The organism is Amycolatopsis azurea DSM 43854 (assembly GCF_001995215.1).
Classification (GTDB): domain Bacteria; phylum Actinomycetota; class Actinomycetes; order Mycobacteriales; family Pseudonocardiaceae; genus Amycolatopsis; species Amycolatopsis azurea.
In genome coordinates this window covers 75,033-88,419 of the sequence record NZ_MUXN01000024.1, presented here as the reverse complement: position 1 = coordinate 88,419, position 13,387 = coordinate 75,033, and the positions used below count along the sequence as shown (strand labels likewise).

Below are 13,387 nucleotides of genomic sequence, written 5' to 3'. Positions count from 1 at the left end.
ATGACCGAATGGGAAACCGAACGAACCCACCTCTTGAAGGCGAACGCGGGCGCACTGGCCAGGACGGCACTGGCCAACGTGGTGCGCGAGTATCCGCACCACGAAAGCCATTGGCATCACGAAGGCGTACCCATCCCCACCCCGAAACAGTCGCATCCGTGTTTCTACGGCAGTTTCGACTGGCATTCCTGTGTGGAGATGTTCTGGGTACTCGTGCGCCTGCTGCGCCACCACCCCGAACTCGTGCCTGCCGAGGAGATCCGCAAGGTCCTCAACGAACACCTGACCGCCGAGGCGCTCGCGGACGAGGTCGCTTTCTTCACTCCCGAGGAGCACCGCACCACCCAACGCCCCTACGGCTGGTCGGCGCTGCTGGAACTCACCTTCGAGACCGTCACCTGGGACGACCCGGACGCCGCGCGCTGGTCGACAGGCCTGCGGGAGTTGAGCGAGCTCTTCGTGACCCGCTACAACCACTGGCTGCCGCGGGCCGTCTACCCGATCCGGTACGGCATCCACGAAAACGGCGCGTTCGGACTGTCCCGCGCGCTGCCCTACGCCGACCACCTCGCCGATCACGGCGACCGGATGCTGCGTCAGCTGATCGGCGACGCCGCCCGGCAGTGGTTCGGTTCCGACCGCGACTACCCCGGCGCCTGGGAGCCGTCCGGTGCGGATTTCCTGTCCCCCGCCCTCGCCGAAGCCGAACTCATGACCCGCCTGTTGCCCGCGAGCGAGTTCGCCGACTGGCTCCACAGGTTCCTGCCCCGGATCGCCGAGCGGGAACCCGCGACCTTGTTCACCCCGGCGACCGTGACCGATTCCTCCGACGGGCAGATCGCCCACCTGCACGGCCTCAACCTGCACCGTGCCTGGTGCTGGCACCGTCTCGCACACACCCTCCCCGACGACGACGCCCGGATCCCCGCCATGCGCGAAACCGCGCGAGCCCACACCCACGCCTCACTCGCGCAGACCACCGGCGGCGCGTACATGGTCGAGCACTTCCTGGCCTATTACGCGCTTCTTCTGCTGAGTTGAGTCGACGTGACCTCAGTAGGCGGTGAGCCCGCCGTCGACGACGAGTTCCGCACCGGTGACGTACGAAGATCCGTCGCTTGCCAGGAAGAGCATCACCGAGGCCACCTCGGCGGGGACCCCCGCGCGCCGCATGGGAGTGCGCACGATGTCGGATTGTTCATCTCCCTGTTCGTCGAGCAGATCCTGGATCATCGGGGTGGCGATGACCCCGGGGTGCACCGAGTTGACCCGGACGCCGCGGGTCGCGTATTCGACGGCCGCGGTCTTGGTCAGCAGCCGCACCGCGCCTTTGGACGCCTGATAGGCGGCGGCCGCTCCGCTGCCGACCAAGCCGAGCACCGAGGAGGTGTTGACGACCGAGGCGTTGCCGGAGGCACGCAGCAGGGGCATGGCGGTCTTCATCCCCAGCCAGGTGCCTGTCTGGTTGACCGCGATCACCCGGTCCCAGGCGTCCTGTGTGGTGTCCTCGATCCCGGGCCAGTCCACGATGCCGGCGAGATTGACCAGGACGTCGAGCCTGTCGAACCGCCGCCTGGTCAGGTCGATGATCTCGCTCCAGTTCTCGGCCGACGAGACGTCCAGCCGGGCCCCCACCACGTCGACGCCCTCGGTCGCCAGGCGCGCGGCGAGTTCGTCCACAGCCCCCTGAGCGACATCCGTGACGATCAGGCGGGCACCCTCGCGGGCGAACAGTTCCGCGGTGGCCCGGCCGATGCCACCGGTCGCGCCGGTGATCAGCGCGACCTTGCCCGCCAGCGCGCGGCCGGACTGCGACAGGTTCATCGCCGCACCTGCGCACGTCGATCGTCGGACTCGCGATACAGAACGAGATGCTCGTGATAGAGCACGCCGTCACGGATGTCGCCCGTCGCGGTGAACCCGGTGTCGTCCACATAGTCGAGATGGTTCCCGGTCACCACATAGCGGCCGGTATAGGCGCTGCGGCGGGCACCGCGCGCTTCGTCGTAGCGACCGTCCGCGCGCAGTTCCTGCCGGATGTGGCCGTCCGCGGTGACCCACATGCCGACCACGTCGATTTCGCTTGTCATAACGACCAGCGTCGGCGACGGCGGGAACCGATGGCAGGACCCGGGTTGGCTGGGTATGCCACACCCAGCCAACCCGGCGTGCACCGACCTACCCTGGCGTCATGGGCAACGGTGAGCTGGGAGCGTTCCTGCGGGCACGCCGCGCGGGGCGGACCCCCGAAGACGCGGGCGTCCTCTATTCCGGCCGTCGCAAGGTGCCCGGGCTGCGCCGCGAAGAAGTGGCCGTCCTCGCCGGAGTGAACGCCGACTACTACACGCGCCTGGAACAGGGCCGCGAAACCCATCCATCACCGCAGGTGCTCGACGCGCTCTCTCGCGCCTTGGATCTCGATCCCGACGCGCGCGAGCACCTGTACCGCCTCGCCGGGGCGACACCGGGCGACACACCCGCGCCGACGTCCCAGGCGGTGAGCCCCGAACTGCGCCGGCTCATGGACGGCTACCCGCACACTCCCGCCTTCGTCCTCGATCCCCTCCTGAACATTTTGGCCACGAACACCCTCGCCGACGCGCTGTTCTCGGCGTTCCGCACGGCGGACAACCTCGCGCGCATGACCTTCCTCGATCCGGCGGGACAACGGTTCTACGCACGCTGGGACTGGACGGCACAGGCGACCGTGGCGAATCTCCGAGTCGCGGCGGGCTTCGGCTCGCACGAACCCGGTCTGCGAGCACTGGTGGCGGAACTCGGCGAAGGCAGCGCGCGATTCCGGGAGCTTTGGGAGACCCACCAGGTGCGCGGCAAGACCCGCGAGCCCAAACACCTCGTGCATCCCGACGTCGGTCCGCTGACACTCACTTACCAGGCGCTCGACGTCCGCGGCGCGCCTGGACAGCAACTGATCATCTACCACGCGGAACCCGCCACACCGAGTGCCCACGCCCTCACGCTGCTGAGCAGCCTTCACGCCACGCGCACGGCCGACGCCTGATCCACGAGCACATGTCCGGAGTGTGACCACCCGGAAAGAGCAGTCACTCGCTGTTGGTGAGCCAAGTGCCGTAGTCACGGTCGTTCGACCGCCTGATCGAGTGAACTCACCGTGAGCATCGATGCTCGGATTTGGTCGAAGTTGACCGTAGCCTGCCGTTGCGATCAGCATTTTTCATACCGCGGAAGTACCGCGCACGACTTCGACGACATGCTTCTCCACCTGCGTGGATCAGTGCGGCGACGCAACCCGTGATGACCTGGCCAGACGCCGGGAAGGCAAGCCGTCGGCCCGCCGAGGCTGTTTGACGACGCTCGTCCATTCGGCGCCAATGACTACTTTTAGTAGTTTTCGGAGTCACCCAGACCGTTGAGCGACGCAGGCATACCGTTCAGCGCGACACACGCAGTACTACTGAACGGTCACAGACTGCTTTCGCCAAGATGTTCTCAGCCGCACCGGGTCAAGAACCGGTAACGCGCGCGTGGCCCCCTGCGGTAACAGGAGGCCACGCGGATGTCCATTCGCCCAGCTCGCTAGAACAAGGACAGGACGCCGTGACCTTACAGCCTGATAATGCGAAGACACCAGACAACAGCCCGCCCCGACGGGTCAAAGTCGTCATCGAGCACGTCGAGGAGCCCCGTCGCCGGGTCGCCACGTCCGCGGAGATGATCCGCGCGGCGCGGCCTCTTCTGCGGACACCGGGACGCCACCGCAAAGTGCAGACCCGCGACAGCTGGCTCTGCCTCGCGATGGCCGTTCTCGCCGGCTGGGCCCCGACACTGCGGATGTGCCTCCTGCTGACGATCGGCGGCGCGATCGTCGTCGGCGTCATCAGGATCAGCACGCCGGAGATCGGCGCGTCGGCGGGGACCTTCGTCGGCCTGCTGACCCTTTTCGGCGCTTGGATCGTCAAAGCCCGCCAAGGAAAGCAGCGCCGGGAGCCGAGTCTGTAGCGTGTTTTGCCCCGTGCCGTCCGGTTGGCCGGCACGGGGTTCCCAGCATTGCCGGGAACTCTCCACACCTGTTCGGCGACCTCCGGTTAAATGATCGCGAAGTCCCCGACATGTGAGGAGATCTCGTGCGGAGAGCTAGAAGACTGGGGGGCCTGGCCGTTTCGGTGCTGGCGGCGACAGCGGCACTGAGCGGCTCGGCGTCGGCCGACACCGTACAGTCGTTCCACACCTCGCTCGATCCCGCTTCGGTACGGGAATCGGTGCGATACCTGGTCGACAACTACCGGGTTAACGAACAGGAAGCGTTGCGCCGTCTGGAATTGCAGACGGACGGCCTCAAACTGGACGAGCTGCTGCGACGCGATCGCGGCGCCGAGTACGGCGGCCTGTGGCTCGATCAGGACAAGGGCCAGCTGGTCGTGGCCATGACCAAGCCCGCGGCGGCGGAGCCGTATCTCAAGGCGATGCCGGACCGTTCCGGCGTTCGCACGCAACAGGTCCAGCACTCGTTGCGGCAGCTCACGGCGGCGAAGGACCGTGTCGCGGCCAAGGTCGGCGCGGGGCCGGAAGCGGTCTACCTGCCGTCGGTGAGCGAGTCCGAGAACCGCGTCGTGCTGTGGGAACGCGACTGGGTGGCACAGGAGAAGGCGGCTGTTCGCGCCGCCGCCGCCGAAGCGAACACGGCTCAAGCGGCCGCGTCGGCGGAATCCGGCATGGTCGTCTCACGTGTGCTGAAGAACCCGAACGCGCTGTCCACGCCGAACGTGGACCTGGGTTTCTGTCATCCGCTCTACTGCACGAACTACGGCCCGATGCGCGGCGGCCTCCGGTTGGACATGAAGCGGGACGACGGCACCTGGGGCGGCTGCACCAGCGCCTTCAACCTGCGGTCCACCGGCGGCGGTTTCCCCGGCAAGGGCTGGGTCCTGACCGCGGGCCACTGCATGCGGACGAAGACCAACAACACGCCGACCCAGCACAACGGCAACGAGGTCGTGCAGCAGCACGGCATCGAGAAGAGTTCCTACCCGTACGACTACGCGGCGCTGCCGTACGTCAACGACGCGGCATCGACGAAGTGGCTCGAAGGCCAGACCGGCCGCAACCGGGTGCTGAAGTACTGCCGCAACGGTGGCATGGACAGCAACGGCGACACCCCGTGCGGTCAGCAGGCCACCTCGGTCGACGAGTACATCACCGGCGCCCGCAAGCTCGCCGACATCAAGGCGGGGTATGTCGTCTGTGCTTCCGGGACGGCGTCGAGCGCGGTGAACTACCCGGACTCCGTCGACAGTGGCGCGGGCGCCGGCTACCTCGTCGGAACCCGCTGCGGCCGGGTCCTGTCCACGGACGTCGGCATCAACACCGACCTGTGCGCCCGTCCGGGCGACAGCGGCGGACCGCTGTTCAGCCAGGCCGATCACGCGGCACTGGGCATCCTGATCGGCAACCAGCAGTCCCGGTCGGGTCCCTGCCAGGCCGGTGAGCTGAACAACTACGCGCCGATCGAGACGATCACGACCGATCTCAGCGAGCGGATCGCGAGTCAGGGATCCAAGTTCGCGGTGATCACCACTCCGAACGGCTGATTCCCCAGTACGTGAAGGCCCCCTTCATTGCGCCTAACGCAATGAAGGGGGCCTTCACGTACTTACCCGTCACTGGACCAGCAATGGACCTTCGTAGCGCAACGCGTCGCCCTCGCCGTACACCCGGACCGTCAGCTCCGGGGGCTCCCAGGGGGCGAACACCTCGTCGATCGTCCGAGGCGCCGGACCCAGGTCGACGTCCACGGCGAAGGTGTGGGCCACGATGTCGGCCTGGACGACGGCGCCCTCCGCGTCGGCCACCTCCAACCGGGTCACGCTCGGGTCGATCGCTCCCAGCGCGCCCGGCCGCGAACTCCACACCGCGAAACCGCGTTCGGTGGTGTCGTTCCCGTAGCCGGTGCTCATGATGTTGAAAAGCGTCTTCTCGCCCTCACGGAAGATGCATTCCGCTTCGACGCCCGAATCGTTGTAGGCCAGCAGCCGCCCGTTCGCGCTGCCTGGCCAGAGCCGGGCCCCGGTGTGCCACCCGGCGTGCGACACCGCTTCCGCCGATCCGCCGCTCTCGGCCGACCGGTAAAGGTCGCTGAGCGCCGTCAGCTCCGCTATCCACTGCTCGGTTTCTTCATCCCTTGGTGGGGCCACTACGCGTGCGCCCTCCTCTCCGACTGTCCACAATGGTCAATTTCGAGGCTTACACAAGCGGCAGTCGATCGCATCAGGGTTTCCCCGGAGATCACTCCGGCCCGCTGCACGGTTCCGTGCAACCTGGGACCCGTTAGGCCGAGTAGAGCAATCTCGCGGGTTTCCCGTCATGGGGTTTTGCCTCGCGCGTCGCGATTTCACCGGGACAAGCCCGGCGGAACTCCGACGCAGAGGGGTAAGGCTGATGACCGCGCAGTGCACGATCACGGAGGAGATCGGCGAAATCGGTGTCTGGCTGATGGGCGAGTTCGGTGGCCGTGTGCCCGCGGCCGTGATCAGCAGGGTGCTCAACGCGAGCAGGCGGGACCTCGAAGGCCGGATCGACCCCGAGGCACTGGGCGAGATGTTCCACGCCCTCTGCCGGTTCCGGCTTCAGCGGATCGTGGCCGAGGACGAGCGGATCACGATCCGCATCCCCGGCACCCGTCCGTCGTGACGGCTCGCGACCGTCACCGTGCCGGCACGGTGACGGTCTTCAGCTCCACGTACTGAGCGAGGCCCGCCGCACCGTATTCGCGACCGACGCCGCTGGCTTTGAAGCCACCGAAGGGGCCGTCGAAGCCGATCGGCGCCCCGTTGACGGTGACGGTCCCGGTGCGCATCCGCCGCGCGACGGCGAGCGCGTGCTCCTCGTCGGCGGACCAGACGCCGCCGGAGAGCCCGTACTCCGAGTCGTTGGCGATGCGGACGGCGTCGTCCTCGTCGTCGTAAGGCATGACGACCAGCACCGGCCCGAAGATCTCCTCCTGGGCGATGCGCATCTCGCCGTCGACGTCGGCGAACAACGTCGGCGTGACGTAGTTGCCCTTGTCCAGGCCCACCGGGACTCCGGAACCGCCGGTGACCAGCCGCGCGCCTTCGGCGACGCCGAGTTCGATGTAGTCGCGCACCCGCTGCTGCTGGCCGGGCCGCACCATCGGGCCGATGAAGGTCTTCTCGTCGGCCGGGTCTCCGACGACGAGGGACTCCATCATCTCCTTGAGCCCGGCGACGACCTCGTCGTACCGGTTCCTCGGCGCGAGGATCCGCGTCTGCGCGATGCACGCTTCGCCGTTGTTGAGCAGGGAGCCGAACTTCAGTCCGGCGATCACGTCGGCCAGGACGGCGTCGGGCAGGATCACGGCGGCGGATTTGCCGCCCAGCTCCAGGCTGACCCGCTTCAGCCGCTCCCCCGCCAGCGACGCGATCCGGCGGCCGGCGGCGGTCGACCCGGTGAACGCGATCTTGTCGACGCCGGGGTGTTTCACCAGGTACTCGCTGGTCTCCCGGTCCGCGGGCAGCACGCTGATCACCCCGGACGGCAGCCCGGCCTCCGCCAGCATGTCCGCGAGCAGGCTCATGCTGAGCGAGTTCTCCGGAGAGACCTTGAGGACGACCGTGTTCCCCGCGAGCAGTGCCGGGACGATCTTGGCCATCGACGCCGAGAACGGCGAGTTCCACGGGATGATCGCGGCGACCACACCGATCGGTTCGCGGCGCACGATCGACCGGAACGGCGCGCTCGGATCCGACGGCGTGAGCGTCTCCTCCCAGCCGAATTCCTCGGCCGCCTTCAGGTACGAGACGGCCAGACGACCCACCCCGGGCTGCCCGGCCCGGGTGAACCAGAGGGCCGAACCGTTCTCCGCCGAGATCACCTCCGCGACCTCGTCCGCGCGGGCCTCCCTCAGCGCGTTCAGGCGCCGGAGCACCGCGATCCGCTCCTCCGGCGAGGTTCGCGGCCACGGCCCTTCGTCGAAGGCGGTCCTCGCCGCGGCGACGGCGCGGTCGATGTCGGCGGGCAGCGCCTGGACGACGCGCCCCAGTACCGACTGATCGTGCGGGGACACGATGTCCAGCGGTGTCGGGTCGTTCGGCGCCGTCCACTCGCCTCCGATGAAGAGCTTGTCGTTCGTGATCATCGTTCCACCTCTCCAACTGTCACATCAACGTAGCACTTATGACGGTTAACAACACAGTCGCGTGATACATTCCCGGTCATGAGAGCTGATGCGGCGCGCAATCTCGAAGCGGTCCTGACCACGGGTGCGCGGATGCTCGCTCACGACCCGTCGGCGAGCATCGGCGCGATCGCCGCCGAAGCAGGTGTCGACAGGCGTACCGTCTATCGGCGCTTCGCCTCCCGTGAAGACCTCTTGGCGGCCATCTACGACTCACGGCTGACCGCGGTCGAAGAAGTCGTCCGCGCCGCCCGGTTCACCGAGACCGCGGTCACGGTGGCCCTGCACCGCTATGTCGAAGGCATCATCGAGGTCAACCGCGCGTGGCCGGTCGAGCTGACCCGGATGCGCACCGAACCGTCCATCCAGGACCGCCGAAGCCGGCTCACCGCCGAAGTGGACACGTTCCTCCAGCGAGCCACGGACGAGGGTTTCCTCCGCGCCGACATCCCCGAGGGCTGGGCGAGCCGCCTGCTGATCCAGCTCCTCCATCTGGCCTCGCGGGAGGACATGGACGCCCCACGCGCCGCCGACCTGCTCGTCGGCACCTTCCTGCGCGGAGTGGGTGCCCACTAAGAGTGGTAGAGCAGACGTGTCATAAAGGCCGCCTCCGGAACAGCCTCGCGACGCTCGGCGCTGCCCGCACCGACGCCTCACCGCCACGTGACCGGGCGGACGGCACGTGTGATCAGACGGACGACACGTGTGACTGAACGGACGACACGCTCATGACCGGGACCTCGCCGCGAGTCGTCCGCCTGGACACGCGTGTCGTCCATCCAGTCACGTGTGTCGTCCCTCCAATGACACGAAACTCCCCATAAGAACTTCGTCACCCCGCGCCCCTCGTGGAGGGGCAAGGTCACGCAGGGTGTGCGAAGGTGACGGCATGGCAGCTTCGCGCAGACGATTCCCCGTGTCCTGGACCACCGTCATGCCGGTCCTCGCCATCGTCGTCCTGGCGCTGAGCTGGGGCCGCGACCTCGGCCCGATCCCGGTCGCCATCGTCGCGATCGCCCTCGGCGGGACCGTGCTGGCCGCGGTGCACCACGCCGAAGTGGTCGCGCATCGCGTCGGGGAACCGTTCGGCTCGCTGGTGCTGGCCATCGCGGTCACGGTCATCGAGGTCGCGCTGATCGTCACGATGATGTCCTCCGGCGGTCCCGAAGCCGGGACGCTCGCCCGGGACACGGTGTTCGCCGCGGTGATGATCACCATGAACGGCATCGCGGGCATTTCGCTCATGGTCGGCGCGCGCCGCTACGGCGAAACGCACTTCAACTCGGAAGGCAGCGGCGGCGCACTCGCCACCGTCGCGACGCTCGCCACCGTCAGCCTCGTGCTGCCGACGTTCACGACCAGCACGCCGGGGCCAGCCTTCAACGGCACCCAGCTCACCTTCGCCGCCGTCGCCTCGCTGCTGCTGTACGGCCTTTTCGTGCTCACCCAGACCGTGCGCCACCGCGACTTCTTCCTGCCGGTCGACAGCGAGGGCTCGGTCAAGGAGGAGGATCACGCCGAACCGCCGAGCAGCAAGGCGGCGCTGACCAGCCTCGGGCTGCTGCTGGTCGCGCTGGTCGCCGTCGTCGGCCTGGCGAAGGTCGAATCACCCGCGATCGAAGCGGGCGTGCGGGCGGCGGGCTTCCCGCAGTCGTTCGTCGGCGTCGTGATCGCCATGCTGGTGCTGCTGCCGGAAACCCTGGCCGCGACACGGGCCGCGCGCCGTGACCGGATGCAGACCAGCCTGAACCTCGCCTACGGTTCGGCGATCGCGAGCATCGGGCTCACCATCCCGACCATCGCGCTGGCGTCGATCTGGCTGGACGGGCCGCTGCTGCTCGGCCTCGGCGCGACCCACATCGTGCTGCTGGCGCTGACGATCGCGGTCAGCGTGCTCACCGTCGTCCCCGGCCGCGCGACCCGGCTGCAGGGCGGCGTGCACCTGGTCCTGCTGGCCTCCTTCCTGGTGCTCGCCATCAACCCGTGACACGAGTCCTCTTCGGACACGGTTCTGTCGGTGGTCACGGGTAATCTCTGCCCCGTGAACGCTCGGGACCGCATCCAAGAACTCGCCGATCAGATCGTCGTCCTTCGCGACGCCTACTACCGGGGCTCGCCGAAAGTGGCCGACGCCGACTACGACGCGATCGAAGACGAGTTGCGCGGGCTCATCGAGGCCAACCCCGAGCTGACCCCGGACCCGAACCCGCTCGACCAGGTCGGCGCGCCCGCCGTCCTGCACGCCCCCATCCGGCACTCGCGCCCGATGCTGTCGCTGGAGAAGGCGACCAAACCCGAACAGGTCGAGGCCTTCTTCGCCCGCTTCCCCGGGCAGCCGGTGGTCGTCATGCCGAAGCTGGACGGCCTGTCGCTGGCCCTCGTCTACGAAAACGGGCGGCTCGCCAGGGCGGTCACCCGCGGCGACGGGACCACCGGCGACGACGTGACCATGCTGGTACGAGCGCTGACCGACGGCGTCCCGGACAAGGTCGACGCGCCCGGCCGGGTCGAGGTCCGCGGCGAGGCCGTCATGCTCCGCTCCACCTTCGCCGCGTACAACAAGGTCCACCCGGACAAGCCGCTGATCAACCCGCGCAACGCCGCCGCCGGGACACTGCGCGCCAAGGATCCGGCCACCGTCGCCGAGCGGCGTCTCCAGTTCTTCGCCTTCGATCTCACCACGGAGCCCGACAGCGCGGAAACCGATCTCGACGGCGCGCTGCGAACGCTCGGGTTCGCCGCCGCCGACATGCGGCACTGTGAAGGCGCCGAAGCGGCGCAGGCCGTCATCACGACCATCGAGCAGCAGCGCAACGACCTCGATTACGACCTCGACGGCGCCGTGCTGCGCCTGGCGGATCGTGACGCCTACGCCGCCGCCGGAACCCGGTCCAGCTCACCGCGTGGCGCGCTGGCGTTCAAGTTCGCCGCCGAGGAGAAGACCACCGTGCTCGCCGACGTGGTCTGGGATGTCGGCAAGACCGGCAAGATCGCTCCGGTCGCGTGGCTGGAGCCGGTGTTCGTCGGCGGAACCACCGTCACCCGGGCGACGCTGGCCAATCAGGAGGTCATCAAGGCCCGCGGCATCAAGATCGGCGACACCGTGCTGGTCCGCCGCGCCGGTGACGTGATCCCGTTCGTGGCCGGCGTCCTCGACGCGGCCAAGCGCACCGGCGAGGAGCGGGAGATCGTGCCGCCCTCGGTCTGCCCGTCGTGCGAAGAACCGCTGACCGAACAGGGCAACAGCCGCGAACTGTTCTGCACCAACGTCGCCTGCCCCGCCCAGACCGTCCGGCGGCTGATCCACTGGGCTTCGCGAGCGGCCGCGGACATCGACGCGATCGGCGGGGTCTGGATCGAAAGGCTCGCCGAGGCCGGGATCCTTGAGCACCCGTCGGACTTCTACCGGCTCACCAAGGAAACGCTGCTGGAGTTCGACCGCATCGGCGACATCTCCGCCACCCGCATGATCGAATCGATCGACGCGAGCCGCGGCGTCGGCCTGCGCCGGGCACTGATCGGCCTGGCCATCCCGATGGCCTCCGAGGGCACCGCCGCTCGGCTGTGCCGGGCGGGCTTCGGCTCGCTGGAGGACGTCGCCGACGCGGGCGAAGAGGGGCTTGTCGCCGTGGAGGACATCGGTCCGAAGGTCGCCGCGTCCCTGATCGAGCACCTCACCCGGCTGCGTCCCGAACTCGAGCGGCTGCGGGAAGTCGGTGTCTCGCTGGACGTGCGCGAAGAGGACCTTCCGCCGGTCGTCGCGGCCGGGGCGCCGCTCGAGGGCAAGACGGTCGTGGTCACCGGGTCGATCAGCGACCCCCGATCCGGCGAGAAGGTACCGCGCCCGACCTTCCAGCGGTTGTGCGAAAGGGCGGGCGCGGCCATCGCGTCGTCGGTCTCCGCGAACACCGACCTGCTGATCACCGGAGCCGATGTCGGGGCCAGCAAGCTCACCAAGGCCGAGAAGCTCGAAGTCGAGGTCGTGGACCAAGGCGTCATTTGGGGACAGCTGATCGAGGCGGGCGTCGTCTAACCCTCTCCTCCTGCGTTTCGTCCTAGCGCATTCAGAGGACTAAACGCTGGGCTTCGTCCGATATCGGGGGCTTGTCGAGTGCCATTCGAAGCCGCCGCCCATCCATCCCCGCAACCCGCGCATGAACCGTTGCAGCTCGAGGGAAGGCACCGCGCTCAGCTTCTCGTGCGCGGCCTGGAAGTCCCGGACGACGTCGTTGTGCAGCTCGACGGTGATCGCCGTGGCCTCTTCGATCGAGCACTTCCGGTCGTCGGCGATCAGCAGTACCGCGTTGCAGGGCGGCGACTCGTCCTCCAGATCCTTGGCGACCGAATGCACGTCGTTGACGAGCACGGCCGCCGTGCCCGCTTGGATCGCCGCCTCCCGGACACGGGGGTCGTAGTAGAGGTTCGACGTCAGTTCGTAGCCCCCGAGGACGTCGATCAACGTCATCGAGGTGTAGAAGCTGTCGTGCTGCCGGGCCGCGAGGTACTCCCACGCCGGCGGGTACTTCCCGCTGTGGCGCCATGCCGCATAAGCGGACCAGCTCACGAACATCGCGAACGTCGAATAGCAGACCCGCTGCACCTGCGCGGCCGTCCCGTTCCGCCGCAAGAAGTCGATCCCGGAGTTCAGCGCCACCAGGACCCGGTCGTTCCGCAGCGTTTCGTCGAGATCGCGGCTGAATTCGCCCAAGGAGGGCACCGGGTCCATGGCCGCCATCGCCAGCGCGAGTTTCGGCGGAAGCTCCGCCGGCACCGCCCCGAGCGACGTGTCGTCGGCGTAGAGATCGTCGGCCGCCCACCACGCCGCGTTGAGCCGCGCGGAGATCAGCAGCTTGTCCGGATCGTCGCAGTCCGGGTGGGCGAGCATGATCAGCCTGCCGAAGCCCGCCTTCCCGATCTGCTTGCACTCCTCTTCGTCGAAGCCGCACTCCCCCGCCCACAGGGCCAGCCGCCGGTCGACCTCGTCGGCGAGCGGGTCGTTGATCCGTTCGGTGACCGGGCAGTACAGCGGCGGTGCCGAGCCGTCACCCCACGGCCGGTACGCGTACGCGGGGTCGAGAGCGGGTGCCTCCGGCGGCGGAGTCTCCTCCGCCGCCGGAGGTACAGCGGTCAGCCGTGCCACCAGCCGGGCGGCGGACGTACCCAGTCCGCGTGGCCCGGCCAGCAGCGTGGCCAGCGCACCCTGTTCCGTCATCA

General features: G+C 68.3%; 13 protein-coding genes. 8 read left to right on the top strand and 5 right to left on the bottom strand.

Features of this window, described 5'->3' with window-relative positions:
- A complete protein-coding gene (locus B0293_RS30625) occupies positions 1-1,041 on the top strand; it encodes a DUF2891 domain-containing protein (RefSeq protein ID WP_005159864.1) in 1,041 nt (346 codons plus the stop codon).
- Positions 1,042-1,053: 12 nt separating this feature from the next.
- On the opposite strand, the gene B0293_RS30620 is transcribed toward B0293_RS30625, so the two are convergent.
- Together B0293_RS30620 and B0293_RS30615 are read right to left on the bottom strand one after the other, a co-directional pair.
- A complete protein-coding gene (locus B0293_RS30620) occupies positions 1,054-1,824 on the bottom strand; it encodes an SDR family NAD(P)-dependent oxidoreductase (RefSeq protein ID WP_005159862.1) in 771 nt (256 codons plus the stop codon).
- Positions 1,821-2,090 carry an Atu4866 domain-containing protein gene (locus tag B0293_RS30615; protein WP_039918734.1) on the bottom strand — a complete coding sequence of 90 codons (270 nt, stop codon included), beginning with the start codon at positions 2,088-2,090 and terminating at the stop codon, positions 1,821-1,823. Before B0293_RS30615 ends, B0293_RS30620 begins: the two co-directional genes overlap by 4 nt.
- 101 nt (positions 2,091-2,191) lie before the next feature.
- Between B0293_RS30615 and B0293_RS30610 the strand changes: the two genes are divergently transcribed.
- The 3 genes from B0293_RS30610 (at position 2,192) to B0293_RS30600 (ending at position 5,570) form a co-directional block, all read left to right on the top strand.
- A complete protein-coding gene (locus B0293_RS30610) occupies positions 2,192-3,022 on the top strand; it encodes a helix-turn-helix transcriptional regulator (RefSeq protein WP_005159851.1) in 831 nt (276 codons plus the stop codon).
- Between the two features lie 557 nt (positions 3,023-3,579).
- Positions 3,580-3,981, top strand: a complete 402-nt coding sequence (locus B0293_RS30605) for a hypothetical protein (protein WP_245191985.1) — start codon at positions 3,580-3,582, stop codon at positions 3,979-3,981.
- 125 nt (positions 3,982-4,106) lie between these two features.
- A complete protein-coding gene (locus tag B0293_RS30600) occupies positions 4,107-5,570 on the top strand; it encodes a trypsin-like serine protease (protein WP_245191984.1) in 1,464 nt (487 codons plus the stop codon).
- 69 nt (positions 5,571-5,639) lie between these two features.
- Here B0293_RS30600 and B0293_RS30595 read toward each other — a convergent pair whose 3' ends face one another.
- Complete coding sequence (locus B0293_RS30595; protein WP_005159848.1) at positions 5,640-6,173, bottom strand: hypothetical protein; 534 nt, start codon at positions 6,171-6,173, stop codon at positions 5,640-5,642.
- A 244-nt stretch (positions 6,174-6,417) separates the two neighbouring features.
- Between B0293_RS30595 and B0293_RS30590 the strand changes: the two genes are divergently transcribed.
- Positions 6,418-6,669: a hypothetical protein gene (locus B0293_RS30590; RefSeq protein WP_005159846.1), complete on the top strand. Its 252-nt coding sequence runs from the start codon at positions 6,418-6,420 to the stop codon at positions 6,667-6,669.
- A 13-nt stretch (positions 6,670-6,682) separates the two neighbouring features.
- Here the strand turns inward: B0293_RS30590 and B0293_RS30585 are convergent, their stop codons facing one another.
- Positions 6,683-8,134, bottom strand: a complete 1,452-nt coding sequence (locus B0293_RS30585; RefSeq protein ID WP_005159844.1) for an aldehyde dehydrogenase — start codon at positions 8,132-8,134, stop codon at positions 6,683-6,685.
- A 78-nt stretch (positions 8,135-8,212) separates the two neighbouring features.
- On the opposite strand from B0293_RS30585, the gene B0293_RS30580 reads away from it, so the two are divergent.
- The 3 genes from B0293_RS30580 to ligA all read left to right on the top strand — a co-directional run bounded on the left by B0293_RS30580 (position 8,213) and on the right by ligA (position 12,206).
- Positions 8,213-8,749 (top strand): TetR/AcrR family transcriptional regulator, encoded by a 537-nt coding sequence (locus B0293_RS30580; protein ID WP_077241428.1) that lies wholly within the window; start codon positions 8,213-8,215, stop codon positions 8,747-8,749.
- Between the two features lie 313 nt (positions 8,750-9,062).
- Complete coding sequence (locus B0293_RS30575; RefSeq protein ID WP_039918776.1) at positions 9,063-10,160, top strand: calcium:proton antiporter; 1,098 nt, start codon at positions 9,063-9,065, stop codon at positions 10,158-10,160.
- Between the two features lie 54 nt (positions 10,161-10,214).
- On the top strand, positions 10,215-12,206 hold the full coding sequence (ligA, locus tag B0293_RS30570; protein ID WP_005159834.1) for an NAD-dependent DNA ligase LigA: 1,992 nt from the start codon (positions 10,215-10,217) through the stop codon (positions 12,204-12,206).
- A 39-nt stretch (positions 12,207-12,245) separates the two neighbouring features.
- Here the strand turns inward: ligA and B0293_RS30565 are convergent, their stop codons facing one another.
- Positions 12,246-13,385 (bottom strand): family 2 encapsulin nanocompartment cargo protein terpene cyclase, encoded by a 1,140-nt coding sequence (locus B0293_RS30565; protein ID WP_005159832.1) that lies wholly within the window; start codon positions 13,383-13,385, stop codon positions 12,246-12,248.
- Positions 13,386-13,387 lie beyond the last annotated feature (2 nt).

What these genes read in the sequence shown, in the direction of transcription:
- B0293_RS30625 (WP_005159864.1), top strand. Translation starts at nt 1, where the DNA reads ATGACCGAATGGGAAACCGAACGAACCCACCTCTTGAAGGCGAACGCG.
- B0293_RS30620 (WP_005159862.1), bottom strand. Translation starts at nt 1,824, where the DNA reads ATGAACCTGTCGCAGTCCGGCCGCGCGCTGGCGGGCAAGGTCGCGCTG.
- B0293_RS30615 (WP_039918734.1), bottom strand. Translation starts at nt 2,090, where the DNA reads ATGACAAGCGAAATCGACGTGGTCGGCATGTGGGTCACCGCGGACGGC.
- B0293_RS30610 (WP_005159851.1), top strand. Translation starts at nt 2,192, where the DNA reads ATGGGCAACGGTGAGCTGGGAGCGTTCCTGCGGGCACGCCGCGCGGGG.
- B0293_RS30590 (WP_005159846.1), top strand. Translation starts at nt 6,418, where the DNA reads ATGACCGCGCAGTGCACGATCACGGAGGAGATCGGCGAAATCGGTGTC.
- B0293_RS30585 (WP_005159844.1), bottom strand. Translation starts at nt 8,134, where the DNA reads ATGATCACGAACGACAAGCTCTTCATCGGAGGCGAGTGGACGGCGCCG.
- B0293_RS30580 (WP_077241428.1), top strand. Translation starts at nt 8,213, where the DNA reads ATGAGAGCTGATGCGGCGCGCAATCTCGAAGCGGTCCTGACCACGGGT.
- B0293_RS30575 (WP_039918776.1), top strand. Translation starts at nt 9,063, where the DNA reads ATGGCAGCTTCGCGCAGACGATTCCCCGTGTCCTGGACCACCGTCATG.
- B0293_RS30565 (WP_005159832.1), bottom strand. Translation starts at nt 13,385, where the DNA reads ATGACGGAACAGGGTGCGCTGGCCACGCTGCTGGCCGGGCCACGCGGA.